Genomic DNA, 24,947 nt, shown 5'->3' with positions numbered 1-24,947 from the left:
AGAACATTGAATCAAAAAGGAAATTAAAATGACGCTCAATGAAGCCATTAAAGACAAAGTTTATAAAATCGTAGAAATCGCTAACTGCGATGAAGCCCTTAAAAAACGCTTCCTCTCTTTTGGTATCCATGAAGGGGTTCAATGCACCCTTTTGCATTATTCCATGAAAAAAGCCACGCTTTCAATTAAAATCAACCGCATTCAAGTGGCTTTAAGATCCCATGAAGCGCAATACCTTGTCATCAAGGAAAGCGTGTGAAAATGGGTTTAAAACGCACTAAAACTCACCAAAAAGCCCGACAAATCAAAGAGCTGCTCTTAAAACATTACCCCAACCAAACCACCGAATTGCGCCATAAAAACCCCTATGAATTGCTGGTGGCGACCATTTTAAGCGCTCAATGCACGGACGCTAGAGTGAATCAAATAACGCCCAAGTTATTTGAAAAATACCCGAGCGTGAACGATTTAGCCCTCGCTTCTTTAGAAGAGGTTAAAGAGATCATCCAATCCGTTTCGTATTTCAATAATAAAAGCAAGCATTTAATCAGTATGGCGCAAAAAGTGGTTAGGGATTTTAAGGGCGTTATCCCCTCTACGCAAAAAGAACTAATGAGCTTAGATGGCGTAGGGCAAAAAACTGCTAATGTGGTGCTTTCAGTGTGCTTTGACGCAAATTACATAGCCGTAGATACCCATGTGTTCCGCACGACGCACCGCTTAGGCTTAAGCAACGCTAAAACGCCCATTAAAACTGAAGAAGAACTCAGCGATCTTTTTAAAGACAACCTATCCAAACTCCACCATGCCTTAATCTTGTTTGGCCGCTACACCTGCAAGGCTAAAAACCCCTTATGCGATGCGTGTTTTTTAAAAGAATTTTGCGTTTCTAAAGCTAGCTTTAAGGCGTAGTGGCTTTATTTGTTATAAAATTTATAGTAAAATTAAGATTTTATAATCAAAGTCAAATCATTCTTGAAAGAGTAGAGTTTTATGCCAGAAACAGAATCTAATAAGTTAAAAATAGCCGAAAAAGAAAAAGAGAAAGCGAATAAAGAAAGAGAACTAGAGCTTTCCACTTATTTAGAAGAACTCATCTGCGATTATAAAAACCTTTTGGACATGGAGATTGTTTTTAGCGCGGAACTTGGCTCCACGCAAATCCCTTTATTGCAAATTTTGCGTTTTGAAAAAGGCTCTGTGATTGATTTGCAAAAACCCGCCGGAGAGAGCGTGGATACTTTTGTGAACGGGCGGGTTATTGGTAAGGGTGAGGTGATGGTTTTTGAAAGGAATTTAGCCATTCGTTTGAATGAAATCCTTGATTCTAACGCCATTGTGTATTATCTCGCTAAAAATTCATGAGATTGTTGTTCTTGTTACTGAGCGCTACTTTGATGTTACTGGCTGAAGAAAAAATACCTTTAAGTGATGACACCCCCATTAAATTGGTTCATTGGCAAAATGCGTTAAAAGAAATCCAACCTGATTCAAACGCTCTAGCAACACCACTTATAAAAGCCGTGCAAACCACGCTCACTTTTGAAACGCCTTTTAACAAAACGCCTAAAATCATGGAAGTTGAAGGGCAAAAAGTGATCGTTTTAAAAAACGCTAAACTGGATTCTAAAAAAACGATGGATTTTAAAGAAGCCTCTTTGAATGCCTTAGAAATGTTTTCCTACCAAAATGACATCTACCTCTTGTCTAAAAAAGCTAAAGCGGAATTAGAAATCCAAGCTTCAAACAGCAAGGATAAAAAGCAACTCCGCTTTCTTTTTTTGCCTAAAGGTTTTCATTTAGCCCCACTGCCTAGCCTGAAAGAAAAATCTCAGCATGCCAATCTCGCAAGCCAAGATGAGAAAGAGCGAGCCAAAAACCCCTCAAACGCTCTAGAGTTAAAACCCCCACTGGATTTAAGCCATGCTTACAAGGGGTTAGCGGTTATTGCTGTCTTACTCTTAATATTGTATGTCATCAAAAAAAAAATTGTTCCCACACAAGGGTCTTTTTCTACAAAAGATTTTAAGTTAGAAGTTAGTGTTTTGGGTCGTGTTGGTGCGAACCATAAAATCATTTCCATAGAAACCAATAAGGAGCGTTACTTGGTCTTACTAAGCGATAAATACGGCCTGCTTTTAGACAAAATAAGCCCAAAAACATCTAAAGAAGAACTGATTAAAGAAGCTGAAAATAATATAAAGAATTCAAAATTAGGAAATTTATATGCCGGAAAATTCTAAACTACAACCTGCTAAATTAGGGAAAAATTTTGACCCTGTGGATCATTCTAACAGGAATTTTTTCTTTTCTCTCATTCTGTCTGTATTGTTGCATTGGTTGATTTATTTTTTATTTGAACACAGAGAAGATTTTTTTCCTTCAAAACCCAAGCTCGTTAAATTAAATCCTGAAAATTTATTGGTTTTAAAAAGAGGCCATTCGCAAGATCCCAGTAAAAACAACCCGGGCGCTCCTAAACCCACGCTGGCTGGCCCTCAAAAACCCCCAACACCCCCCACCCCACCCACACCCCCAACTCCGCCAACCCCACCAAAACCTATAGAAAAGCCAAAGCCTGAGCCTAAACCAAAGCCCAAACCAGAACCCAAAAAGCCCAACCACAAACATAAGGCTCTTAAAAAAGTGGAAAAAGTGGAAGAGAAAAAAGCAGTAGAGGAGAAAAAAGAAGAGAAAAAAGTGGTAGAACAAAAAGTAGAGCAGAAAAAAATAGAAGAGAAAAAACCTGTCAAAAAAGAATTTGACCCTAACCAGCTTTCTTTCTTGCCTAAAGAAGTTGCACCACCCAGAAAAGAAAATAATAAAGGCTTAGACAACCAAACCAGAAGGGATATTGATGAATTGTATGGCGAAGAATTTGGGGATTTAGGCACAGCCGAAAAAGATTTCATCAGGAATAATTTAAGGGATATTGGGCGCATCACGCAAAAATATTTAGAATACCCTCAAGTAGCGGCTTATTTAGGGCAGGACGGGACGAATGCGGTAGAGTTTTACTTGCACCCTAACGGCGATATTACCGATCTTAAAATCATCATTGGCTCTGAATATAAAATGCTTGATGACAACACTTTAAAAACCATTCAGATCGCTTATAAGGATTACCCACGCCCCAAAACCAAAACCCTCATTCGCATTAGAGTGCGCTATTACTTAGGAGGCAATTAGAAAATGGAAATCACGCTTTTTGACCCCATAGACGCCCACTTGCATGTGCGAGAAAACGCGCTTTTAAAAGCGGTGTTAAGATATTCTAGCGATCCTTTTAGCGCTGCGGTGATCATGCCTAATCTCAGTAAGCCCTTAATCAACGCTCCAACCACCCTAGAATATGAAGAAGAAATTTTAAAAAATTCTTCAAACTTCAAGCCTTTAATGAGTTTGTATTTTAACGATGGTTTGACTTTAGAAGAATTGCAACGAGCTCAAGAAAAAGGCATCAGATTTTTAAAACTCTACCCCAAAGGCATGACCACAAACGCGCAAAACGGCACTTCGGATTTGTTGGGTGAAAAAACTTTAGAAATTTTAGAAAACGCCCAAAAATTAGGCTTTATTTTATGTATCCATGCAGAACAAGCCGGGTTTTGTTTGGATAAAGAATTTTTATGCCATAGCGTTTTAGAGACTTTCGCCCTTTCATTCCCTAAACTCAAAATCATTATAGAGCATTTGAGCGATTGGCGCAGTATCGCTTTGATTGAAAAGCATGACAACCTCTATGCGACTTTGACTTTACACCATATCAGCATGACTTTAGATGATTTATTAGGAGGGAGTTTGAACCCGCATTGTTTTTGTAAGCCTTTAATCAAAACCAAAAAAGACCAAGAAAGGCTTTTATCCCTTGCTTTAAAAGCCCACCCTAAAATCTCTTTTGGCTCTGATAGCGCCCCACATTTTATCTCTAAAAAGCATAGCGCTAGCATCCCGGCGGGCATCTTTTCTGCCCCTATTTTATTGCCTGCGTTATGTGAACTTTTTGAAAAACACAACGCTTTAGAAAACTTGCAAGCCTTCATCAGCGATAACGCTAAAAAAATCTACGCGCTAGACAATTTGCCTAATAAAAAAGCGCGTTTGTCTAAAAAACCTTTTATAGTCCCTACACACACGCTTTGTTTGAATGAAAAAATCGCTATCTTAAGAGGGGGCGAAACGCTATCTTGGAACCTTCAAGAAATCGCCTAAAGCATGCCGCCTTTTTTGTGGGGCTTTTTATCGTTTTATTTTTAATTATAATGACGCATCAAACCCCCCCCTATGCTTTCATGCATAATCAAACCCTTTCAACTGAAAGCCCCCCCTATTTCACTCAGCTCACTATCCCTAAACCAAATGACGCTTTAAGCGTGCATGCGAGCGCTTTAATCAGCTTGCCTAATGATAACCTCTTGAGCGCTTATTTTAGCGGCACTAAAGAAGGGGCAAGGGATGTGAAAATCAGCGCGAATCTTTTTGACAGCAAAACTAATCGCTGGAGCGAAGCCTTCACTATTTTAACCAAAGAAGATCTTTCTCATCATTCGCATGAATACATCAAAAAATTAGGTAACCCCTTGCTTTTTTTGCATGATAATAAAATTTTGTTGTTTGTCGTAGGGGTGAGCATGGGCGGGTGGGCCACTTCTAAAATCTATCAATTTGAAAGCGCTTTAGAGTCGATTCGTTTTAAGTTTGCGCGAAAACTCTCTTTAAGCCCTTTTTTAAACTTAAGCCATTTGATAAAAAATAAGCCTTTAAACACCACTGATGGCGGGTTTATGCTACCGCTCTATCACGAATTAGCCACCCAATACCCCTTGTTGTTGAAATTTGACAAACAAAATAACCCAAGAGAGCTTCTAAGGCCTAATGCCCTAAACCACCAGCTCCAGCCAAGCCTAACCCCCTTTAAAGATTGCGCTATCATGGCGTTTAGAAACCATTCTTTTAAAGATAGTCTCATGCTAGAAACCTGTAAAACCCCCACCGCTTGGCAAAAACCCATTTCTACAAATCTTAAAAACTTAGATGATTCTTTAAATTTACTCAATTTAAATGGAATATTGTATTTAATCCATAACCCTAGCGATTTATCACTGCGTCGTAAAGAACTTTGGCTTTCTAAATTAGAAAACTCCAACTCTTTTAAAACCTTAAAAGTTTTAGATAAAGCGGATGAAGTGAGTTACCCAAGCTATAGTCTTAACTCTCATTTTATAGATATTGTCTATACTTATAACCGCTCTCATATCAAACACATCCGTTTCAATATGGCTTATTTAAAATCCCTTCTCAAGTGATTAACGATGCTTATACCTTCTTCTTACACGCTGAGTTTTATATGGCTTTTTTTAATTTTCTTTTTTTTCAAAAATAAGGCGTTAAGTTTAAGGTTTTCGCTCTCGTTTATAATCGTGATTTTAAGCAATATCGCTTTTAAAGACTCTCTATCGCTCAATGCATTTTTAAGCAGTTTTATGGCCCCCTTAAGCCCCTTTAGCTGTCTTTTGATCCTTGCTTATGCACTCTTTTCTTGCCGTCTCCTCCAAAAACCCCCTTTAGAAACCTTGCAATCTTATAGCGTCATGCTGTTTTTCAATCTGTTGCTTTTGACAGATATTTTAGGGTTTTTGCCTTTTTCAATCTATCATCATTTCATGGCTTCTCTTATTTTTAGCGCGCTTTTTTGCAGCAGTTTGTTTTTGACTAGCCCCTTACTGGGCGTGATCGCTTTAGTAGCGTTATCCAGTTCGCTTTTAATGCGTTCTAATTTTCAAATCTTAGATTCTTTATTGGATTTCCCCTTGTTTCTTTTTGTCTTTTTTAAGACTTTATATCTCGCTAAAAAAAGGTTGTATTAACGCTTATGAAACCCTTATCTAATGCCCTATTTTCGCTCTTTTTAAAAGGTTTTTATTTCACTTTTTTTATGAGCTTGTTGTTTGTGTTTAATCGTATCGGCTTTATCCTTTATACTGGCTATTATAAACACGCTTTAAAAAACCCTATTTTTGATGAAATCATCAAAACCCTACTCAATGGAGCCAGATACGATAATCGTGTGGTCTCAAGCTTAGCGATTCTTTTTATCATCATTGGGTTATTGGGGTTATTTATCCCTAAACACCAAACCAAAATGCTTAATGTTGTGGCGTGTTTTTCTATCGTTATTATCCTGTTTTTAAACATTGCTAACATTGTTTATTATGGCATTTATGGGAATGTGTTTGATGAAAATTTATTGGAATTTCTGCATGAAGACACGCTCACGATTTTAAAAATGAGTGGGGAATACCCTATTTTTTCTAGTTTTTCACTCTTTATAATCCTTAGCGTTTTAATTTCTTTTATCTATTTCAAACTCCAAAACGCCTTTTTTAAGCCCACAAATGTTTATCAAACCACCAAACCCCTTAAAACTTTCATTTTATTTGCGCTTTTTTCGCTCACGCAAATGTTTTACATTAACGCGCAATTGAGTTTTGTTGGTGCGTCTTTAGATCTCAGCATAGAGCCAGCCAAAGATCCTTTTTTAATGAAAATTACCCCTGGGGCGTTTCGCAACCTTTATCTTTTGGTGCGCAATTACAGACAAAGCCATAACCTTAAATTCAGCGATTTTGCTAAAGGATCGCCTTTAGAAGTGGCGAAAAATTATTTCCATCTCAAAGAAAACCCTTCAAACAATCTCTATGAATTGCTTTCTCAAACAAGCCACAACAATTCTCTTCAAACCATTCAACATGTTTTCTATATCGTTTCAGAGTCCTTGAGTTCATGGCATTTTGATAAAAAATTTGATTCCATAGAGCTAACGAGCGCTTTACAAGATTTGGTTAAAAAAGAACATGCTCACATGCTTTCTGCTTTTATTGAAGGCGCCCCACGAACCGTTAAAAGTCTGGATGTCCAAATCACAGGCTTGCCCTATATCAATGATAATAACTTAGTCAATTCAGGGGTGATTCTCCCTAGCTTTCCTATGGCAATCGGCAATATCATGAAGACTTTAGGTTATAAAAACAACTTTTATTATGGAGGCAGCGGGATTTGGAATAAACTCACTAGTTTCACCAAAAAACAAGGTTTTCACGCCCTTTATTTCAATAACCATCTCTTAGAATTTGCCAAAAACAAGCCCTACCCCAAACCCATAGAAAGCAATTGGGGAGTGCATGATAATATTCTATTTGATTATATTTTAGAAAACACCAACCCCCATGAAAAAACTTTCAGCATGGTCATGACTTTAAGTAACCATGCGATCAAAAACGTGAATCTCAAAGCCTTTAATGTGCCTTTAGAAAAAATCCAACAATTTGTGGAAAAAACCCCCAAATCAGAAAATCTACCAGACGCTAATTCTTTAGGGCATATTTACTGGTATGACAAAGTGGTGGTTGATTTCATCAAAAAAGCCAGCCAAAAATTCCCTAACTCGCTTTTTATCATCACAGGGGATCACTTTGACAGGAGCTATGAATACGCTAAAAACGATTTGTATATCATTAAATCCGTGCCGCTTATTTTATATGCCCCCACTTTAAAGCCTAAAACAATCAGTCAAGTCGGCTCGCATTTAGACATCGCCCCTACGATTATTGAATTAGTCGCCCCTAAAGGCTTTCAATTCGTGAGTTTTGGGAAGCCTTTATTTTCTAACAACACAACAAACCCCCCAAGCCACCCCAATTACGCGCTAGGCTATGAAGCGATCGCTACTAAAGATTACTTTTATAACCCAAGTTCAGGGTTAAGGTATTTGAATGAAAACCCTAAAGAGCCAGAGGATAAACAAAACGACAAGAAACAAAACGACAAAATAGAAGCTTCTAAGTTTTATCAGCAATTAGAATCTTTGAAAGCCCTTAGTTTCTACTTGCTCTATCATGGGGCTAATCTTAAAGATTGACAAACTGAGTTTTTAATTCCATTAAACGCATGATTTTTGCTACAATAATAGGATTTTAATTATATAAAGGATAAATGGGCATGCCAAATAGGGGCGTTGTTTTATTAGATGGGCAAGCGTTAGCTTATGATATAGAAAAAGATTTGAAAAATAAAATCCAAACAATAACCGCGCAAACGCATAAAAGCCCCAAACTAGCCGTGATTTTAGTGGGGAAAGACCCTGCGAGTATCACTTATGTCAATATGAAGATCAAAGCGTGCGAAAGGGTGGGCATGGATTTTGATTTGAAAACTCTCCAAGAGAACATTACCGAAGCTGAATTATTGTCCTTGATTAAAGATTACAATACCGATCAAAACATTTCAGGCGTTTTAGTCCAGCTCCCTTTGCCCAGACACATTGATACTAAAATGGTTTTAGAAGCCATTGACCCAAACAAAGATGTGGATGGTTTCCACCCCCTTAATATCGGCAAGCTCTGCACCCAAAAAGAATCGTTTCTGCCAGCTACCCCTATGGGCGTGATGCGTCTTTTAGAGCATTATCATATTGGAATCAAGGGCAAGGATGTGGCGATTATTGGGGCGAGCAATATCATTGGAAAACCTTTAAGCATGCTCATGTTAAACGCTGGGGCTAGCGTGAGCGTGTGCCATATTTTGACTAAAGACATTAGTTTTTACACCCAAAACGCTGATATTGTCTGCGTGGGCGTGGGTAAGCCTGATTTGATTAAAGCGAGCATGTTAAAAAAAGGGGCTGTAGTGGTGGATATTGGGATCAATCATTTAAATGATGGGCGTATCGTGGGCGATGTGGATTTTACCAACGCGCAAAAAGTCGCCGGTTTTATCACCCCTGTGCCTAAAGGCGTGGGGCCTATGACGATCGTTTCGCTTTTGGAAAACACTCTAATCGCTTTTGAAAAACAACAAAGGAAGGGATTTTAAATGAAATTTTTACGCTCTGTTTATGCATTTTGCTCCAGTTGGGTAGGGACGATTGTTATTGTGCTGTTGGTTATCTTTTTTATCGCGCAAGCCTTCATCATTCCCTCTCGCTCTATGGTAGGCACGCTCTATGAGGGCGACATGCTCTTTGTCAAAAAGTTTTCTTACGGCATACCCATTCCTAAAATCCCATGGATTGAGCTTCCTGTTATGCCTGATTTTAAAAATAACGGGCATTTGATAGAGGGGGATCGCCCTAAACGCGGCGAAGTGGTGGTGTTTATCCCTCCCCATGAAAAAAAATCTTACTATGTCAAAAGGAATTTTGCCATTGGGGGCGATGAGGTGTTATTCACTAGTGAAGGGTTTTATTTGCACCCTTTTGAGAGCGACACGGACAAAACTTACATCGCTAAACATTACCCTAACGCCATGACAAAAGAATTTATGGGTAAAATTTTTGTTTTAAACCCTTATAAAAATAAGCATCCGGGCATCCATTACCAAAAAGACAATGAAACCTTCCACTTAATGGAGCAGTTAGCCACTCAAGGCGCAGAAGCTAATATCAGCATGCAACTCATCCAAATGGAGGGCGAAAAGGTGTTTTATAAAAAAATCAATAACGATGAATTTTTCATGATCGGCGATAACAGGGATAATTCTAGCGACTCGCGCTTTTGGGGGAGTGTGGCTTATAAAAACATCGTGGGTTCGCCTTGGTTTGTTTATTTCAGTTTGAGTTTAAAAAATAGCCTGGAAATGGATGCGGAAAATAACCCCAAAAAACGCTATCTGGTGCGTTGGGAACGCATGTTTAAAAGCGTTGAAGGCTTAGAAAAAATCATTAAAAAAGAAAAGACAACGCATTAAGGTTTTTTGTGCAATTTTTTGATTTCTCTTTAGAAAGTTTTATTACCACCTTAATGAAAATCCTAGCCCTTTTAATCGCTATCATAGGGCATGAGATCATGCATGGTTTGAGTGCGTTTTTATTTGGAGACAGGAGCGCTAAAGACGCCAAGCGTTTGAGTTTAAACCCTATCAGGCATTTAGACATGATGGGATCGGTGCTTTTACCGGCTCTGTTACTCATTTTTCAAGCCCCTTTTTTGTTTGGGTGGGCTAAACCCGTGCCTGTGGATATGCGCTACATTGTCTCTCAAAAAGGCTCTTTGGCATGCGTAGTGGTGAGTTTAGCCGGGGTGATCTATAATTTCACCCTAGCCGTTCTGCTCGCTTTCATCACGCATTGGAGCTTCCAAAAACTAGGGATCAATGCTTTAAGCGTTGATGAATTGAATCTTTATCAGCTTGCGTTAGTAACCTTTCTCATTCAAGGCATTCTTTATAATCTTGTCTTGGGCGTTTTCAATAGCCTCCCTATCCCGCCCTTAGACGGATCAAAAGCGTTAGGTTTTTTAGCGTTACATTTTAAAAGCGCGTTTTTATTGGAATGGTTTTCTAAAATGGAACGCTATGGCTTGTTGATTGTATTAATATTCTTATTTATCCCCCCTTTATCGGAGTTTTTTATCCATGCGCCCACAAGATTTTTATTTTCCTTACTCCTTTCTTAATCTTTTATCAAGGAGAGCTGATGAATAAGCCTTTGAATATTGCTCAAGTTTTTATAGGAAGCGATCATGCAGGGGTGCATCTTGCAGAGTTTGTCCAGCGTTTTTTAGAAGACAAGCGTTTTAAAATCCAAGCTTTTTTACCCACTATGAGAGTGGATTACCCTGATTACGCCAAATTAGTGTGCCAAAAGGTCTTAGAAAATGCGCAAAGCTATGGCATTTTAGTGTGCGCCACAGGGATAGGCATGAGCATGGGCGCTAATCGTTTTAAGGGTATTAGAGCCGCTTTGTGCCTTGATGCTTACATGGCTAAAATGACTCGTTTGCACAATAACGCTAATGTCTTGTGCTTGGGTGAAAAGATTAGTGGTATTGGCGTAACAGAAAGCATTTTAGAAGCGTTTTTCTCTACAGAATTTGAACAAGGCCGTCATGTGTTGCGCATCCAAAAGCTAGATGAATCGCTGAAATCATCAACCTAATGTAGTATAATTGCATCGTTTCGCTAAAAAGGATATTTTAACAGAATGTTTACCCAATGGTTTATTATCACTATCGCTATTGTTTTTATCCTTTATATGGGTGTGCGTACTTTCTTTTTTAAAACCGTGGCTAAACGGCAAGAACGCACCAACGCATCCATGAAGCTCACCTTACAAGAAGCTGAAATTTTGATCCAAAAACACCAGTTGCAACTCCAAAGAGCTTTGGGTAATATTGATATTCTCACCCAAGAAATGAGCTCGTTAAAAACAGAACTAAAAGCCCTTAAACAGCGCAACTCTGAATACAAAGGCGAATCGGATAAATATAAAAATCGTATTAAAGAATTGGAGCAAAAAATAGAAGCTCTCCTTTAAAAACGCTATAATAAACCAAAATTCTACAACCAATCCGTTATATTAAAGGAAATCAAAATGAATGAAACGCTCAAAGAAGAACTTTTACAAAGCATCAGAGAAGTGAAAGACTACCCTAAAAAAGGGATTTTATTCAAAGACATTACCACGCTACTCAACTACCCTAAACTCTTTAACAAGATCATTGACGCGCTCAAAAAACGCTATCTCGCTCTCAATATAGACTTTATCGTGGGCATTGAAGCTAGGGGGTTTATTTTAGGCTCTGCTCTCGCTTATGCGCTTGGGGTGGGTTTTGTGCCTGTGAGGAAAAAGGGCAAACTCCCCGCGCACACCCTCTCTCAAAGCTATAGTTTAGAATACGGGAGCGATAGCATAGAAATCCACTCTGATGCTTTTAGGGGAATTAAGGGGGTAAGGGTGGTGTTAATTGATGACTTATTAGCCACTGGTGGCACAGCTTTAGCGAGCCTTGAGCTTATCAAAGCCCTACAAGCTGAATGCATAGAAGCATGCTTTTTGATAGGATTAAAAGAATTACCGGGTATCCAACTTTTAGAAGAACGCGTGAAAACCTTTTGTTTGTTAGAGTGCTAGAATAAGGGTGAATTTTGGAAGAATACATCATTAACTTATGGAATCAGCATGCAGCGACTTGGGGGTATCTCATTTTATTTGGGTGGAGTATTTTAGAAGGCGAAATCGGGCTGATTTTAGCAGGGATTGCCAGCTATACCGGTCATATGCATTTAGGATTAGCCATTTTAGTCGCAGGGATTGGGGGTTTTGTGGGGGATCAGATCTATTTTTACATCGGGCGCACCAATAAATCTTACATCCAAAAAAAGCTAGAAAAACAACGCCGAAAACTAGCCCTAGCCCATTTATTGTTGCAAAAACATGGCTGGTTTATCATTTTTATCCAACGCTACATGTATGGCATGCGCACCATCATTCCCATTAGCATAGGCCTCACGCGTTATAGCGCTTTAAAATTCGCTATCATCAACCTCATTAGTGCGATGGTGTGGGCGAGCATTACCATTATTCTAGCGTGGTATTTAGGAGAAGAATTATTGCATGCGTTAGAGTGGCTTAAAAAACACCCTTATGCGCTAATATTACTATTAGTATCTTTCTTAGCGTTAGTGCTGTGGTATTTCCAATACTATAGTAAGAAAAACCGCTAGAGTGCAATACAATTCTTGAAAGATATGAAATTAAAAAAGGAGACTTTATGTTAAAAATCAAATTAGAAAAAACCACTTTTGAAAACGCAAAAGCTGAATGCGGTTTAGTTTTTATTATTAATAAGGATTTTGATCATGTTTGGGTCAAAAATAAAGAATTGCTAGAAACCTTTAAATACGAAGGCGAAGGCGCGTTTTTAGACCAAGAAAATAAAATCCTGTATGTGGGCGTTAAAGAAGACGATGTGCATTTATTGAGAGAGGGCGCATGTTTAGCCGTTCGCACCCTTAAAAAACTCGCTTTTAAAAGCGTTAAAGTGGGCGTTTATACTTGCGGCGCGCATTCTAAAGATAATGTGCTTTTAGAAAACTTGAAAGCGCTGTTTTTGGGCTTGAAATTAGGCTTGTATGAATACGACACTTTTAAATCCAACAAAAAAGAAAGCGTTTTAAAAGAAGTCATTGTCGCCTTAGAATTGCACAAACCATGCGAAAAAACTTGCGCGAATTCTTTAGAAAAGAGCACTAAAGAAGCTTTAAAATACGCTGAAATCATGACAGAAAGCTTGAATATCGTTAAAGATCTAGTCAATACCCCCCCTATGATTGGCACCCCGGTTTATATGGCTGAAGTGGCGCAAAAAGTGGCTAAAGAAAACCATTTAGAAATCCATGTCCATGACGAAAAATTTTTAGAAGAAAAGAAAATGAACGCCTTTTTAGCGGTCAATAAAGCCTCTCTCGCTGTCAATCCCCCCCGCTTGATCCATTTAGTCTATAAGCCTAAAAAAGCGAAGAAAAAAATCGCTTTAGTGGGCAAGGGCTTGACTTATGATTGCGGAGGTTTGAGCTTGAAACCGGCCGATTACATGGTTACCATGAAAGCGGATAAAGGCGGTGGCTCTGCGGTGATTGGGCTTTTAAACGCATTAGCTAAATTGGGCGTGGAAGCTGAAGTGCATGGCATTATTGGGGCCACAGAAAACATGATAGGCCCAGCCGCTTATAAACCAGATGATATTTTAATCTCTAAAGAAGGCAAAAGCATAGAAGTCCGCAATACTGACGCTGAAGGGCGTTTGGTTTTAGCGGATTGTTTGAGCTACGCTCAAGATTTAAGCCCTGATGTGATCGTGGATTTTGCGACCCTTACTGGGGCATGCGTTGTGGGCTTAGGCGAATTCACTTCAGCGATCATGGGGCATAATGAAGAGTTAAAAAACCTCTTTGAAACTTCAGGGTTAGAATCCGGCGAATTATTAGCCAAACTCCCCTTTAACCGCCATTTAAAGAAATTGATTGAATCTAAAATCGCTGATGTGTGCAATATTTCTTCTTCACGCTATGGCGGTGCGATCACGGCGGGCTTGTTTTTGAATGAATTTATTAGAGATGAGTTTAAGGATAAGTGGCTACACATTGACATTGCAGGCCCTGCTTATGTGGAAAAAGAATGGGATGTGAATAGCTTTGGAGCGAGTGGGGCTGGCGTGAGAGCTTGCACAGCTTTTGTGGAAGAGCTTTTGAAAAAGGCTTGAAATGGGCTTGTCTGTAGGCATTGTGGGTTTGCCTAATGTGGGCAAATCCAGCACCTTTAATGCGCTCACTAAAACCCAAAACGCCCAAAGCGCGAACTACCCTTTTTGCACCATTGAACCCAATAAAGCCATTGTGAATGTGCCTGATAGGCGGCTTGATGCGTTGGCTCAAATCGTAAAGCCTGAACGCATTTTGCATTCTGTGGTGGAATTTGTGGATATTGCCGGATTGATTAAGGGAGCGAGCAAGGGGGAGGGTTTGGGCAATCAGTTTTTAGCCAATATCAAAGAATGCGAAGTGATCTTGCAAGTGGTGCGCTGTTTTGAAGATGATAATATCGTGCATGTGAACGATAAAATTGACCCTTTGAATGATATAGAAACTATTGAATTGGAGTTGATTTTGGCGGATATTGCCACTTTAGACAAAAGGATCGATCGCTTGCAAAAAGCCCTAAAAAGCTCAAAAGACGCTAAAAATCTTTTAGAATGTGCTTTGAGTTTAAAAACGCATTTAGAAGAATTAAAACCGGCGAAAACTTTCCCCTTGAATACAAGCGAGGCTTTTTTGGAGCTGGATAAGGAATTGCGTTTTTTATCTCATAAAAAAATGATCTATGTTGCTAATGTGGGCGAAGAAGATTTAAATATCCTCAATGAGCATGCCAAAAAAGTTAAAAACCATGCGAAAGGGCAAAATAGCGAGTTTGTCGCCTTGTGCGCTAAATTGGAAGAAGAAATGGTTTCTATGAGTGGAGATGAAGTCAAAGAATTTTTGCAAAGTTTGGGCGTAGAAGAAAGCGGGCTAGAAAAGACCATTCGTTTGAGTTTTAAAGAATTAGGTCTGATCAATTATTTTACCGCTGGAGTCAAGGAAGTGCGATCATGGACGATTAAAAAAGGTTCTAGTGCGCCTGTGGCTGCTGGGGTGATCCATAAGGATTTTGAAAAAGGCTTTATCAGAGCTGAAACCATCAGTTATGACGATTTTATCGCTTATAAGGGCGAAGCCGGGGCGAAAGAAAAGGGAGCGTTACGCATTGAAGGTAAGGACTATATCGTTCAAGATGGCGATGTATTGCATTTTCGCTTCAATGTCTAGCATCTTTTCAAGAATTGACACCCAACAAGAAACCTTTTAAAAAGATCTATATAGAATTAAGCGATATTTGCGGGTTGCAGTGTAGTTTTTGCCCTAACCCTAAAAATATCAGAGGCGTGATGCCTTTAGAATTGTTTGAAAAAATTTGCAAAGAAGCGGCCCCCTTAACCCCAATCATCACCTTTCATGTTTTAGGCGATCCTTGCAAACTCAAAAATTTAAACCACTATTTAAGCACCGCCAAACGCTTTTCTTTAAAAGTGGATCTGGTTACTAGCGGGGCGTATTTGCATAATTTTGAGACGCTTTTACAAGATGCAATCTATCAAATTTCTATTTCTTTAGACGCAGGGCTAGACAATCATAACAAACTCAACCAGCACCGCTATATCCAAAAAATTTTAGAATTTTGCCGCTACAAATGTGAAAAAAATAGCGAAGTGTTTTTGAATTTACGCATTCAAGATAGCACTCTTGAAAAACACCAGAATTTGATCAAGCCTTTTTTAGAAAGCTTTGAATGCGTTTCTTTAGAGACTCTAAAATCGCAAGGCCGCGTTCGTTTGTTTAAAAAAAGTTTTTTGAATATCCAAAAAACCTTTAAATGGCCGAATTTAAACGCCCAAAACCCTTTAAACCAGGAATCAAAAATCCCCTATTGTTACGGCTTGATCAAGCAAATCGCTATTTTATCTAATGGCGTTGTCGTGCCGTGCTGCATGGACACGCAAGCTCATATCAACCTTGGCGATTTAAACCATACGCCCTTAAAAGATATTTTAAACAGCCAAAAAGCTATGGCTATCAAAACCCATTTTTTAAAGGGCGAAGCGCTAGAACTTTTATGCAAAAACTGCTCCTACCCTCTCATTCGTTATAAAAAATAAAATTTGTATCTATAAAATATGGGTTTAAATTTGCGTTCGCATTAAATGAGGTGTTTGAAAATTCTTCATAAGAATGGTTATTTCTCACTCTTATATATCATTTTTAAAAATTTCGTTGTGAGCCATAGGGCTTATTCGCATGCTTTTTGATCGTTTTGGATAAAGTAATTTTCATACAATCGCAGTAACGCAATAAAAAACGCCGTGATAGTAGGCCCTACAATGATCCCCCAAAAACCAAATTGTGAAATCCCAGCAATCATAGAAAAGAAAATCAACATTTCATTGATTTTAAGGGTGGTTTTAAAAATTCTTTTTTTGATGAAGACGATTAAAATTGGCTTGATCACGCTATCAATCAACACGCTAATCAATAAAATGGAATATAGAGCGATAAAAATAGCCTCATTCACATGCCCATGATAAAGCTCATAAATCGCTATAGGGATCCAAATCAAAGCCCCCCCAACAGCCGGCACCAAAGACGCTAGGCCGTATAAAATCCCCAAAGACCAGCCGTCATGCCCAAACCATACGATCATCACCCCAAACGCCACACCCTCTAAAATAACCGTGATGAGAGAAGTTAAAAGCACGATTCGTAAAATCCCAGCCACTTCTTCAAAAATCTTTTTGCTTTGATTCATTCCAAGAGGCAAGACCCCCAAAAAATAACGATAAAATCTCTCCCCATAATAAAAAAAGAAAAACAACAGCCCCAAGATAAACAAAGCGTCTGTAATGAGTTTCAAGCTGTATCTTCCCACATAGCTGCTTATTTTCAACAAATAACCCGTGATGGAAGCGGCACTAAAATTTTCTAAAAACTTGCTTGCTCCATCATGAATGGTAGGAAAATGCGACAAATTTTCGGTGATTGTCCCCTTAAGCCATTTGATTAGGGCTGAAAATTTTTCAAAATTGATTTCAAAAATGATATTAGAACTTTTATAAACAATAAAATACAACGGCACGATCAAAACGCTCGCTAAAATTAAAACGCATAAAAACGAACTGACAACATTGAAAAAACGCTTATCTAAAAAAACTTTCACTTGAAAAAACCCCACGCACAAAAGCCCAGCGATCAGTGCATCCATTAAAAAATCTTGATACAGATAGATCATCCAATAAAAACCAATCAAAAAAAGAATCCAAAAGAAATACTGAGCTTTCATGCAATTATCCCCATTAAACTGAACCAAAAATTATCAAATGTTAGCTAAAAAACGCTCTTTTAAGGATAAAAAATTTCTTTTAACTTATAATTAAAATCAAAAAGGCTTATACAGATGGTGTTTTACAAGTATTCAGGGAGCGGGAATGATTTTTTAATCGTTCAAAGTTTCAAAAAAAAAAGATTTTTCCAATTTAGCCCAACAGGTGTGCCATAGGCATGAGGGTTTTGGGGCTGATGGGCTTGTAGTTGTCTTACCAAGTAAAGATTATGATTACGAATGGGATTTTTACAATTCAGACGGCTCTAAAGCTGGCATGTGCGGGAATGCGAGCCGTTGCGTGGGGTTATTTGCCTACCAGCATAATATAGCCCCTAAAGAGCATGTTTTTTTAGCCGGGAAAAGAGAGATTTCTATCCATATAGAAGAACCCAATATCATAGAGAGCAATCTCGGTAACTACGAAATCCTAGACACCATACCCAATTTAAGATGCAAAAAATTTTTTACTAATAACAGCGTTTTAGAAAATATCCCTATGTTCTATCTCATCAATACAGGAGTGCCGCATTTAGTGGGGTTTGTGAAAAATAAAGAGTGGTTAAATTCCCTTAACACGCTGGAATTAAGGGCTTTAAGGCATGAATTTAACGCTAACATTAATATCGCTTTTATAGAAAATAAAGAGACGATTTTTTTACAAACTTATGAAAGAGGGGTTGAAGATTTCACGCTAGCTTGCGGGACAGGCATGGCAGCGGTTTTTATCGCTGCGCGCCTTTTTTATAACACGCCTAAAAAAGCCACTCTCATCCCTAAAAGCAACGAATCTTTAGAGCTTTCTTTAAAAAATGATGGGATTTTTTATAAGGGCGCGGTGCGTTATATTGGCATGAGCGTTTTGGGCAGTGTTTTTGAAAATGGGTGTTTTTGATCATTATTTCTTGTAATGGTAATGATTTTGTCGTAATTAAACATAATGCGCTATCATTTGCGAATTGTTTTTAGCAATATAAAAAATATCCTAAAGGAATAAAACCATGCAAGCGTTAAAATCATTGCTTGAAGTGATTACAAAACTCCAGAATCTAGGCGGCTATTTGATGCATATAGCTATTTTCATCATTTTTATTTGGATTGGAGGGCTTAAGTTTGTGCCGTATGAAGCCGAAGGGATCGCTCCTTTTGTGGCTAATTCCCCTTTCTTTTCTTTCATGTATAAATTTGAAAAGCCCGCATACAAACAACACAAAATGTCTGAATCCCAATCCATGCAAGAAGAAATGCAAGATGACCCTAAAATCGTTGAAAACAAAGAATGGCATAAAGAAAACCGCACTTATTTAGTGGCTGAAGCTTTAGGGATCACGATTATGATCCTAGGTATTTTGGTGCTTTTAGGGCTTTGGATGCCTTTAATGGGCGTGATTGGGGGCTTGCTTGTCGCTGGAATGACGATCACGACTCTATCCTTTTTATTCACAACGCCAGAAGTGTTTGTCAATCAGCATTTCCCATGGCTTTCTGGGGCTGGAAGGTTAGTGGTTAAAGACTTGGCGTTATTTGCTGGAGGCTTGTTTGTGGCAGGGTTTGATGCGAAACGCTATTTGGAGGGTAAAGGGTTTTGCTTGATGGATCGCTCATCGGTAGGGATTAAAACTAAATGCTCTAGTGGGTGTTGCTCTTAAAGAGCGAATACCTTAAAGTAGGCTTAAAGCCTACTAGAAGAATCATTAATAGAAAGATCTTGGTTAGTGCCTTTTTTGTAAATGATTGTTTTTAAAATGTGGCGTTTGACAAAGGAATTGACGCTTTCTACTTCTTCATCAGCTAATCGTCTTAAAACATCATGCTCGTCTTTAGAGAGATAAAAAGTAACTGAAAAATTGCGTTTCAATTCATCTACAGCGACACGCTTGCGACCGGGTTTTATATTTTTATTTCCTAATTCCATTAAAATTTCCTTTTTTAGTTAGTATGTTGTAACATCATAACGGCTATTCTAACATGAAATAAACGCCATTTTATATTAAATCTAAAGAAAAATATTTTTAGATGTGCTAGAATACCCATTGGTTACAAGATAAGCTTTTTTATCAAAAATAATGATGACATAGGGGTAACAAGTGGTAATCAACACCTTTTTAAAACATTCTTCTCTAGTCTGTTTGCTAGCCGTTAATTCGCATGCTTTTGATTGGAATATTTTTAAATACAATCTGGGTTTCAATATGTTTATCATGGACCATGAAGGCTCAACGCCTTATTGGGTCAATACTAACACCAATCTTAAAACCCGTTTGACTCCAAATTTTGGGATCCAATTTTATACAAGAGGTGTGGAGCAAAGCTTGACTGTGGGGGCGTATTTCTTTCAAAACTTCCATAATTACAGCACTAATTTTCCCTATCGTTGGGGGCCTACTATGTATTATAAGGCTAGAGGGAAGCGTTTTACTTTTTATGGCGGCATCTTTCCTAGAAAAAACCTCTTAGGGAGGTATGGTTTGAATATTTTTGCCCCCTATTATTGGTTTATAGACCCCAACGCTAGAGGGTTTTTATTGCAGTTTCAAAACCATTATTCGCCTTCAAAACCCTATTATGGGCATGCGGAGTTCATGCTAGATTGGTTTGGAGGCAATTGTTATAACACTTGTAAATTCGGGAGAAACCCTTATGGGAATGCGATGGATAGGTTTCAAATGAATGGCTCTGTCGGTTATCATTTCTTTAAGGATCTATTGGGTATTGGAGGGAATTTTGTCTTGTTTCATAATGAAGACAAATACCTTTTGAATGGGGCTGATGGCATGCAATTTAATGAAAAAAAAGCGATTGACAATAATAATATTTATCTTATGGATCGCCTTTATTTTAACGCTTACATAGGGACAAGCCTTTTAGACATCGCCCCCTTTATGGAAAAGCTCAATGCCAGTTTTGGCATGGTTTCTGAATTAAGCCGATTAAGGCAAATCCACAAAAATGTGCCTTTTATCAATAGCGTGGGGGGACAATTTGATGTGGAGATTCAATACAAAGGCTTTGGCATACACAATTTATTTTTCTTCGCCAAGACCCCAGAGATGCCTTTTTATAACCAATACCAATATGTTGAAATGTATTGCACGCCTTCTTATTGCCCCACGCCTATTTATCGTGGCGTGCCATTCTTTCAAGCCAATTTATACAATCGTTTTGATTTTTATTACAATTGGAAAAACGACTTCGCGTCCGTTCGAATCAATTTCGTGCTTAATGCGATGCGTGGGGGCTTTGATAGGAGCTTGCCTTGGTCAGAATCTTACCAAGTGTATATGACGGTCGCCTTTGATCCTTATAACCTTATTAACAAAATCGCTAGAAAAAAGTGAAAATTCTTGACAATCGGTTAATCTGTCTTATATAATATTATTTCGTTTGTAGCCATTGTTAAGCAATGATTTTAAGCTATGGAAAAGAGGTGATAGCAGTATGCCAGGGATTAAGGTTAGAGAAGGCGATGCGTTTGATGAAGCTTACAGGAGATTCAAAAAGCAAACCGATCGCAATCTGGTGGTAACAGAATGCCGCGCTAGAAGGTTCTTTGAGTCTAAAACTGAAAAACGCAAAAAACAAAAAATCAGCGCTAAAAAGAAGGTCTTAAAGCGTCTTTACATGTTAAGGCGTTATGAATCAAGACTATAAGAACTTGAACGAATTTAAAATTTAAGGATTATTGAATGATGCAATTCACAGGGAAAAATGTTCTCATTACTGGAGCTTCTAAAGGCATTGGGGCCGAAATCGCCAAAACTCTCGCTTCTATGGGGCTGAAAGTTTGGATCAACTACCGCAGTAATGCTGAAGTGGCTGACGCTTTGAAAAATGAGCTTGAAGAAAAAGGCTATAAAGTGGCCGTCATTAAATTTGATGCGACTTCTGAAAGCGATTTCGTTGAAGCGATACAAACCATTGTTCAAAGCGATGGAGGTTTGTCTTATTTGGTGAATAACGCTGGTGTGGTGCGCGATAAATTAGCCATCAAAATGAAGACAGAAGACTTTCACCATGTCATAGACAATAATCTCACTTCAGCTTTTATAGGTTGCCGAGAGGCTTTAAAGGTGATGAGTAAGAGTCGTTTTGGGAGCGTGGTTAATGTCGCTTCTATCATTGGTGAAAGAGGTAATATGGGGCAGACAAACTACTCAGCGAGTAAGGGGGGGATGATTGCGATGAGCAAGTCCTTTGCTTATGAGGGAGCTTTAAGGAATATTCGTTTCAATTCTGTAACACCCGGTTTTATAGAAACCGACATGAACGCCAATTTGAAAGACGAACTCAAAGCGGATTATGTTAAAAACATTCCTTTAAACAGGCTAGGATCTGCTAAGGAAGTGGCGCAAGCGGTAGCGTTTCTTTTGAGCGATCACTCTAGTTATATCACCGGGGAGACTCTCAAAGTCAATGGCGGGCTTTATATGTAACCCTAATAAAAGGGTTTTTTAGCCATAAAAGTTTGTAAGTAGCAAAAATCATGCTACCATTATGAGGTTATTCTAAAACAAAGAGGTTATTGTCAAATGGGGATTATTTACTTAATATTGTTTCTCATTGTAATTTATTTGTTGTATAGGATTTTAGATGTTTTGGAGCAAAAATAAACGCTCCAATGATTCAATTTAATTTTTACAAAACAAGGGAGTTTTAATTATGGCTTTATTTGAAGATATTCAGGCAGTTATTGCTGAGCAGTTGAATGTGGATACGGCGCAAGTTACGCCAGAGGCGGAATTTGTGAAGGATTTGGGTGCGGACTCTTTAGATGTCGTGGAATTAATCATGGCGTTAGAAGAAAAGTTTAACATTGAGATTCCTGATGAGCAAGCGGAAAAAATCGTCAATGTGGGCGATGTAGTGAAGTATATTGAGGATAATAAACTAGCTTAATCTTTTTAACTTGGAGCGTTTGTCTCCAGGTTTTAGTCAAAAATTTAGCTTTAGCTAAAATCTAGTTTTATTGAATTAAAGTTTTGAAATGAGGAGCTATTGGTGCGTCGGATTGTAGTAACTGGAATGGGAATGATCAATTCGCTAGGTTTAAATAAAGAAGATTCTTTTTTAGCGATCGCTAAAGGGGAATGCGGTATCAAAAACATAGAAAGTTTTGATGCGAGCGCGTTTCCTGTGCGTATCGCTGGAGAAATCACTGACTTTGACCCTACAGAGGTGATGAATCCCAAAGATGTTAAAAAGGCGGGTCGTTTCATTCAATTAGCCTTGAAAGCCACAAGAGAGGCGATGAAAGATAGTGGGATTTTAGACGCTCACAATAAATGTCCTGAAGAATTGGCAAATCGCATGGGCGTAAGCTCTGGCTCTGGGATTGGCGGGTTAGGCAATATTGAAGCGAATTCCATTTGTTGTTTTGAAAAAGGCCCTAGAAAAGTCAATCCCTTTTTTATCACTTCTGCGTTAGTGAATATGATTGGTGGTTTCACTTCCATTGAGTTTGGCATTAAAGGGCCCAACCTCTCTAGCGTAACGGCTTGTGCAGCAGGCACTCATGCCATTATTGAAGCCGTTAAAACCATTTTGCTTAATGGGGCTGATAAAATGCTAGTCGTGGGAGCGGAATCCACCATTTGTCCCGTAGGGATTGGGGGGTTTGCGAGCATTAAAGCCCTTTCTACAAGGAATGATGATCCCAAAAAAGCTTCAAGACCTTTTGATAAGGATCGCAATGGTTTTGTGATGGGCGAAGGCGCTGGGGCTTTGGTGCTTGAAGAATACGAGAGCGCGAAAAAAAGAGGGGCAAAAATTTATGCAGAATTTGCCGGGTATGGCGAGAGCGGCGATGCTAACCATATCACAGCCCCGGCTCCTGAGGGTGAAGGGGCTTTTAGAGCCATGAAAATGGCTTTAGAAATGGCGAAAGTGGAAATAGGCTATGTGAACGCTCATGGGACTAGCACGAATTATAACGATTGGTATGAAAGCATCGCTCTAAAAAATGTGTTTGGCTCTAAAGAAAAAGTCCCTCCTGTTAGCTCCACTAAAGGGCAGATTGGGCATTGTTTGGGTGCTGCGGGCGCGTTAGAGGCCGTTATTTCTATCATGGCCATGAATCAAGGGATCTTACCTCCTACTATCAATCAAGAAACGCCTGACCCAGAATGCGATCTGGATTATATCCCCAATGTGGCCAGAGAAAAGCAAGTGGGTGCGGTGATGAGTAACTCATTTGGTTTTGGTGGCACTAATGGTGTTGTGATTTTCAAAAAAGCCTAGTTTTACGAAGTTAGGATTTTGAATGGCCGTTTATTTAGATTTTGAAAATCATATTAAAGAGATTCAAAATGAAATTGAATTAGCCCTTATTAGAGGCGATGAGGACGCTAAAGAAATCTTAGAAAAAAGATTGGATAAGGAAGTTAAAAGCATTTATTCCAATCTCACCGATTTTCAAAAACTCCAATTAGCAAGACACCCTGACAGACCCTACGCTATGGATTACATTGATCTCATCTTAAAGGATAAGTATGAAGTCTTTGGGGATAGGCACTATAACGATGATAAAGCGATCGTGTGTTTTATAGGGAAAATTGATAATGTTCCGGTTGTGGTGATCGGAGAAGAAAAAGGCAGAGGGACTAAAAACAAGCTCTTAAGAAATTTTGGCATGCCTAACCCTTGTGGCTATCGTAAAGCTTTGAAAATGGCAAAGTTTGCTGAAAAGTTTAATTTGCCTATTTTAATGCTTGTGGATACAGCCGGGGCGTATCCGGGGATTGGTGCAGAGGAAAGAGGCCAGAGTGAAGCGATCGCTAAAAACCTCCAAGAGTTCGCTTCTTTAAAAGTCCCTACTATTTCTGTAATTATCGGTGAAGGGGGCAGTGGTGGTGCGTTAGCGATTGCGGTGGCTGACAAATTGGCTATGATGGAATATTCCATTTTTAGCGTTATATCCCCAGAAGGTTGTGCGGCGATTCTTTGGGATGACCCTAGTAAGACTGAAGTGGCTATTAAAGCGATGAAAATCACGCCTAGAGACTTAAAGGAGGCGGGGCTTATTGATGATATTATTTTAGAGCCTAGCAAAGGGGCTCATAGAGACAAATTTTCAGCCGCTAACACGATCAAAGAGTATTTTTTAGACGCTCTAAGGACTATCCAACAAGACCCTCATTTCCTTGACAACCGCTATCAAAAATTGATGTCGCTTGGCTCGTTTGTGGAGGGCATGAATTAGATCTATAAAAAACTTTGCCTTAATGAAATATTAATAACTGGTTCTTTAACTTTTAAAATTGTGTTTTTAAACTTTATTTTAAACCCATTTTCTTAAGGAAATAAGGGGTATTTTGAAATAATTCTCCCCTATAACTAAAATCCCCCCTAAATCCATAAGACCGCTTTTAAAAATACCGCTTGATAAAATCAAGCTCTCTATTATCCAATCTTAAAAAATGCAATATTTTTTTATAACCAACGCTCAATAAAAACAAAGCCAAATTTTTCACTACTTGCCATCATTTTAGAAAAAAGCGAATATTTTAAATAGTTTGTATAATAATATAAAAAATATCATTGTGTTACTAATCTGCTATTCTCTCCTTTTGTTTGAGTATAAAAAGACAATCATCATGCTCAGCGTATTGAATGAAAGCATTCTTATTTTACAATACAGAAGTTAGGTCTAATGGTATTTTAAAAAAGAAAGAAATCCCATGGTTATATATGAAAAAATCAAAAG

At 38.5% G+C, this 24,947-nt stretch carries 28 protein-coding genes and 1 pseudogene; 27 read left to right on the top strand and 2 right to left on the bottom strand.

The window, feature by feature from the left end:
* The first annotated feature begins 28 nt into the window (after window positions 1-28).
* The 19 genes from BZK24_RS05705 (at window position 29) to BZK24_RS05615 (ending at window position 16,028) form a co-directional block, all read left to right on the top strand.
* Window positions 29-259 (top strand): FeoA family protein, encoded by a 231-nt coding sequence (locus BZK24_RS05705; RefSeq protein ID WP_021175721.1) that lies wholly within the window; start codon window positions 29-31, stop codon window positions 257-259.
* Window positions 260-261: 2 nt separating this feature from the next.
* Window positions 262-912 carry an endonuclease III gene (gene nth / locus BZK24_RS05700; protein ID WP_171972413.1) on the top strand — a complete coding sequence of 217 codons (651 nt, stop codon included), beginning with the start codon at window positions 262-264 and terminating at the stop codon, window positions 910-912.
* Window positions 913-993: 81 nt separating this feature from the next.
* Complete coding sequence (fliN, locus tag BZK24_RS05695) at window positions 994-1,365, top strand: flagellar motor switch protein FliN (RefSeq protein ID WP_001115291.1); 372 nt, start codon at window positions 994-996, stop codon at window positions 1,363-1,365.
* Window positions 1,362-2,243, top strand: coding sequence for a hypothetical protein (locus BZK24_RS05690; RefSeq protein WP_077656841.1), 882 nt, complete (start codon window positions 1,362-1,364; stop codon window positions 2,241-2,243). The genes fliN and BZK24_RS05690 overlap by 4 nt, the downstream gene beginning before the upstream one ends.
* A complete protein-coding gene (locus BZK24_RS05685) occupies window positions 2,227-3,189 on the top strand; it encodes an energy transducer TonB (RefSeq protein WP_001114788.1) in 963 nt (320 codons plus the stop codon). Before BZK24_RS05690 ends, BZK24_RS05685 begins: the two co-directional genes overlap by 17 nt.
* A 3-nt stretch (window positions 3,190-3,192) precedes the next feature.
* A complete protein-coding gene (pyrC, locus tag BZK24_RS05680; RefSeq protein WP_000406705.1) occupies window positions 3,193-4,212 on the top strand; it encodes a dihydroorotase in 1,020 nt (339 codons plus the stop codon).
* Window positions 4,188-5,306, top strand: coding sequence for a 3-deoxy-d-manno-octulosonic acid hydrolase subunit 2 (locus tag BZK24_RS05675; protein ID WP_077656840.1), 1,119 nt, complete (start codon window positions 4,188-4,190; stop codon window positions 5,304-5,306). The genes pyrC and BZK24_RS05675 overlap by 25 nt, the downstream gene beginning before the upstream one ends.
* Before the next feature lie 6 nt (window positions 5,307-5,312).
* Window positions 5,313-5,867 (top strand): 3-deoxy-d-manno-octulosonic acid hydrolase subunit 1, encoded by a 555-nt coding sequence (locus BZK24_RS05670; protein ID WP_077656839.1) that lies wholly within the window; start codon window positions 5,313-5,315, stop codon window positions 5,865-5,867.
* A 5-nt stretch (window positions 5,868-5,872) separates the two neighbouring features.
* Window positions 5,873-7,918: an LTA synthase family protein gene (locus BZK24_RS05665; RefSeq protein WP_077656838.1), complete on the top strand. Its 2,046-nt coding sequence runs from the start codon at window positions 5,873-5,875 to the stop codon at window positions 7,916-7,918.
* Window positions 7,919-7,998: 80 nt separating this feature from the next.
* Window positions 7,999-8,871 (top strand): bifunctional methylenetetrahydrofolate dehydrogenase/methenyltetrahydrofolate cyclohydrolase FolD, encoded by an 873-nt coding sequence (folD, locus tag BZK24_RS05660; protein ID WP_001875338.1) that lies wholly within the window; start codon window positions 7,999-8,001, stop codon window positions 8,869-8,871.
* Entirely contained in the window at window positions 8,872-9,744 is an 873-nt protein-coding gene (gene lepB, locus BZK24_RS05655; RefSeq protein WP_000670718.1) for a signal peptidase I, read from the top strand.
* Window positions 9,745-9,752: 8 nt separating this feature from the next.
* Window positions 9,753-10,451 carry a site-2 protease family protein gene (locus BZK24_RS05650; RefSeq protein ID WP_001159345.1) on the top strand — a complete coding sequence of 233 codons (699 nt, stop codon included), beginning with the start codon at window positions 9,753-9,755 and terminating at the stop codon, window positions 10,449-10,451.
* Window positions 10,452-10,471: 20 nt separating this feature from the next.
* The gene (gene rpiB / locus BZK24_RS05645) at window positions 10,472-10,933 is read left to right on the top strand and encodes a ribose 5-phosphate isomerase B (protein WP_077656837.1); all 462 of its coding nucleotides are present in this window, start codon (window positions 10,472-10,474) and stop codon (window positions 10,931-10,933) included.
* Window positions 10,934-10,978: 45 nt separating this feature from the next.
* Complete coding sequence (locus BZK24_RS05640; RefSeq protein ID WP_000495089.1) at window positions 10,979-11,311, top strand: hypothetical protein; 333 nt, start codon at window positions 10,979-10,981, stop codon at window positions 11,309-11,311.
* 57 nt (window positions 11,312-11,368) lie between these two features.
* Window positions 11,369-11,908 (top strand): adenine phosphoribosyltransferase, encoded by a 540-nt coding sequence (apt, locus tag BZK24_RS05635; protein WP_077656836.1) that lies wholly within the window; start codon window positions 11,369-11,371, stop codon window positions 11,906-11,908.
* 14 nt (window positions 11,909-11,922) lie between these two features.
* The gene (locus BZK24_RS05630) at window positions 11,923-12,501 is read left to right on the top strand and encodes a DedA family protein (protein ID WP_077656835.1); all 579 of its coding nucleotides are present in this window, start codon (window positions 11,923-11,925) and stop codon (window positions 12,499-12,501) included.
* Window positions 12,502-12,548: 47 nt separating this feature from the next.
* A complete protein-coding gene (locus tag BZK24_RS05625; RefSeq protein ID WP_077656834.1) occupies window positions 12,549-14,039 on the top strand; it encodes a leucyl aminopeptidase in 1,491 nt (496 codons plus the stop codon).
* 1 nt (window position 14,040) lies between these two features.
* Complete coding sequence (ychF, locus tag BZK24_RS05620) at window positions 14,041-15,141, top strand: redox-regulated ATPase YchF (RefSeq protein ID WP_033593164.1); 1,101 nt, start codon at window positions 14,041-14,043, stop codon at window positions 15,139-15,141.
* Window positions 15,142-15,155: 14 nt separating this feature from the next.
* Window positions 15,156-16,028, top strand: coding sequence for a radical SAM/SPASM domain-containing protein (locus tag BZK24_RS05615; RefSeq protein WP_171972412.1), 873 nt, complete (start codon window positions 15,156-15,158; stop codon window positions 16,026-16,028).
* A gap of 131 nt (window positions 16,029-16,159) precedes the next feature.
* On the opposite strand, the gene BZK24_RS05610 is transcribed toward BZK24_RS05615, so the two are convergent.
* Window positions 16,160-17,206, bottom strand: a complete 1,047-nt coding sequence (locus tag BZK24_RS05610) for an AI-2E family transporter (protein ID WP_000647348.1) — start codon at window positions 17,204-17,206, stop codon at window positions 16,160-16,162.
* Window positions 17,207-17,320: 114 nt separating this feature from the next.
* Here BZK24_RS05610 and dapF point away from each other — a divergent pair.
* Together dapF and BZK24_RS05600 are read left to right on the top strand one after the other, a co-directional pair.
* Window positions 17,321-18,140, top strand: a pseudogene (dapF, locus tag BZK24_RS05605) (diaminopimelate epimerase).
* Window positions 18,141-18,246: 106 nt separating this feature from the next.
* Window positions 18,247-18,894: a YkgB family protein gene (locus tag BZK24_RS05600; RefSeq protein WP_001148292.1), complete on the top strand. Its 648-nt coding sequence runs from the start codon at window positions 18,247-18,249 to the stop codon at window positions 18,892-18,894.
* A gap of 23 nt (window positions 18,895-18,917) precedes the next feature.
* Here the strand turns inward: BZK24_RS05600 and BZK24_RS05595 are convergent, their stop codons facing one another.
* Complete coding sequence (locus tag BZK24_RS05595) at window positions 18,918-19,160, bottom strand: ribbon-helix-helix domain-containing protein (protein ID WP_000418862.1); 243 nt, start codon at window positions 19,158-19,160, stop codon at window positions 18,918-18,920.
* Between the two features lie 172 nt (window positions 19,161-19,332).
* Between BZK24_RS05595 and BZK24_RS05590 the strand changes: the two genes are divergently transcribed.
* The 6 genes from BZK24_RS05590 to accA all read left to right on the top strand — a co-directional run bounded on the left by BZK24_RS05590 (window position 19,333) and on the right by accA (window position 24,443).
* On the top strand, window positions 19,333-20,583 hold the full coding sequence (locus tag BZK24_RS05590; protein ID WP_077656833.1) for a hypothetical protein: 1,251 nt from the start codon (window positions 19,333-19,335) through the stop codon (window positions 20,581-20,583).
* A gap of 100 nt (window positions 20,584-20,683) precedes the next feature.
* The gene (gene rpsU, locus BZK24_RS05585) at window positions 20,684-20,896 is read left to right on the top strand and encodes a 30S ribosomal protein S21 (RefSeq protein ID WP_001117778.1); all 213 of its coding nucleotides are present in this window, start codon (window positions 20,684-20,686) and stop codon (window positions 20,894-20,896) included.
* Window positions 20,897-20,934: 38 nt separating this feature from the next.
* Window positions 20,935-21,678 carry a 3-oxoacyl-ACP reductase FabG gene (gene fabG / locus BZK24_RS05580; RefSeq protein WP_001160879.1) on the top strand — a complete coding sequence of 248 codons (744 nt, stop codon included), beginning with the start codon at window positions 20,935-20,937 and terminating at the stop codon, window positions 21,676-21,678.
* Window positions 21,679-21,904: 226 nt separating this feature from the next.
* A complete protein-coding gene (acpP, locus tag BZK24_RS05575) occupies window positions 21,905-22,141 on the top strand; it encodes an acyl carrier protein (protein ID WP_001163105.1) in 237 nt (78 codons plus the stop codon).
* Window positions 22,142-22,243: 102 nt separating this feature from the next.
* Window positions 22,244-23,482 carry a beta-ketoacyl-ACP synthase II gene (locus BZK24_RS05570; protein WP_077656843.1) on the top strand — a complete coding sequence of 413 codons (1,239 nt, stop codon included), beginning with the start codon at window positions 22,244-22,246 and terminating at the stop codon, window positions 23,480-23,482.
* A 22-nt stretch (window positions 23,483-23,504) separates the two neighbouring features.
* On the top strand, window positions 23,505-24,443 hold the full coding sequence (gene accA, locus BZK24_RS05565) for an acetyl-CoA carboxylase carboxyl transferase subunit alpha (protein ID WP_000312020.1): 939 nt from the start codon (window positions 23,505-23,507) through the stop codon (window positions 24,441-24,443).
* Window positions 24,444-24,947: the final 504 nt, after the last annotated feature.

This window comes from Helicobacter pylori (assembly GCF_001998165.1).
GTDB classification, from domain to species: domain Bacteria; phylum Campylobacterota; class Campylobacteria; order Campylobacterales; family Helicobacteraceae; genus Helicobacter; species Helicobacter pylori_DL.
This window is presented reverse-complemented; position numbering and strand designations above follow the sequence as displayed.

Coding starts and splice junctions, on each gene's coding strand:
- BZK24_RS05665 (WP_077656838.1), top strand. CDS start 5,873: ATGAAACCCTTATCTAATGCCCTATTTTCGCTCTTTTTAAAAGGTTTT.
- nth (WP_171972413.1), top strand. CDS start 262: ATGGGTTTAAAACGCACTAAAACTCACCAAAAAGCCCGACAAATCAAA.
- rpiB (WP_077656837.1), top strand. CDS start 10,472: ATGAATAAGCCTTTGAATATTGCTCAAGTTTTTATAGGAAGCGATCAT.
- BZK24_RS05600 (WP_001148292.1), top strand. CDS start 18,247: ATGCAAGCGTTAAAATCATTGCTTGAAGTGATTACAAAACTCCAGAAT.
- BZK24_RS05610 (WP_000647348.1), bottom strand. CDS start 17,206: ATGAAAGCTCAGTATTTCTTTTGGATTCTTTTTTTGATTGGTTTTTAT.
- rpsU (WP_001117778.1), top strand. CDS start 20,684: ATGCCAGGGATTAAGGTTAGAGAAGGCGATGCGTTTGATGAAGCTTAC.
- BZK24_RS05705 (WP_021175721.1), top strand. CDS start 29: ATGACGCTCAATGAAGCCATTAAAGACAAAGTTTATAAAATCGTAGAA.
- accA (WP_000312020.1), top strand. CDS start 23,505: ATGGCCGTTTATTTAGATTTTGAAAATCATATTAAAGAGATTCAAAAT.
- BZK24_RS05625 (WP_077656834.1), top strand. CDS start 12,549: ATGTTAAAAATCAAATTAGAAAAAACCACTTTTGAAAACGCAAAAGCT.
- acpP (WP_001163105.1), top strand. CDS start 21,905: ATGGCTTTATTTGAAGATATTCAGGCAGTTATTGCTGAGCAGTTGAAT.
- fliN (WP_001115291.1), top strand. CDS start 994: ATGCCAGAAACAGAATCTAATAAGTTAAAAATAGCCGAAAAAGAAAAA.
- fabG (WP_001160879.1), top strand. CDS start 20,935: ATGCAATTCACAGGGAAAAATGTTCTCATTACTGGAGCTTCTAAAGGC.
- BZK24_RS05640 (WP_000495089.1), top strand. CDS start 10,979: ATGTTTACCCAATGGTTTATTATCACTATCGCTATTGTTTTTATCCTT.
- BZK24_RS05685 (WP_001114788.1), top strand. CDS start 2,227: ATGCCGGAAAATTCTAAACTACAACCTGCTAAATTAGGGAAAAATTTT.
- BZK24_RS05690 (WP_077656841.1), top strand. CDS start 1,362: ATGAGATTGTTGTTCTTGTTACTGAGCGCTACTTTGATGTTACTGGCT.
- lepB (WP_000670718.1), top strand. CDS start 8,872: ATGAAATTTTTACGCTCTGTTTATGCATTTTGCTCCAGTTGGGTAGGG.
- apt (WP_077656836.1), top strand. CDS start 11,369: ATGAATGAAACGCTCAAAGAAGAACTTTTACAAAGCATCAGAGAAGTG.
- folD (WP_001875338.1), top strand. CDS start 7,999: ATGCCAAATAGGGGCGTTGTTTTATTAGATGGGCAAGCGTTAGCTTAT.
- ychF (WP_033593164.1), top strand. CDS start 14,041: ATGGGCTTGTCTGTAGGCATTGTGGGTTTGCCTAATGTGGGCAAATCC.
- BZK24_RS05595 (WP_000418862.1), bottom strand. CDS start 19,160: ATGGAATTAGGAAATAAAAATATAAAACCCGGTCGCAAGCGTGTCGCT.
- pyrC (WP_000406705.1), top strand. CDS start 3,193: ATGGAAATCACGCTTTTTGACCCCATAGACGCCCACTTGCATGTGCGA.
- BZK24_RS05670 (WP_077656839.1), top strand. CDS start 5,313: ATGCTTATACCTTCTTCTTACACGCTGAGTTTTATATGGCTTTTTTTA.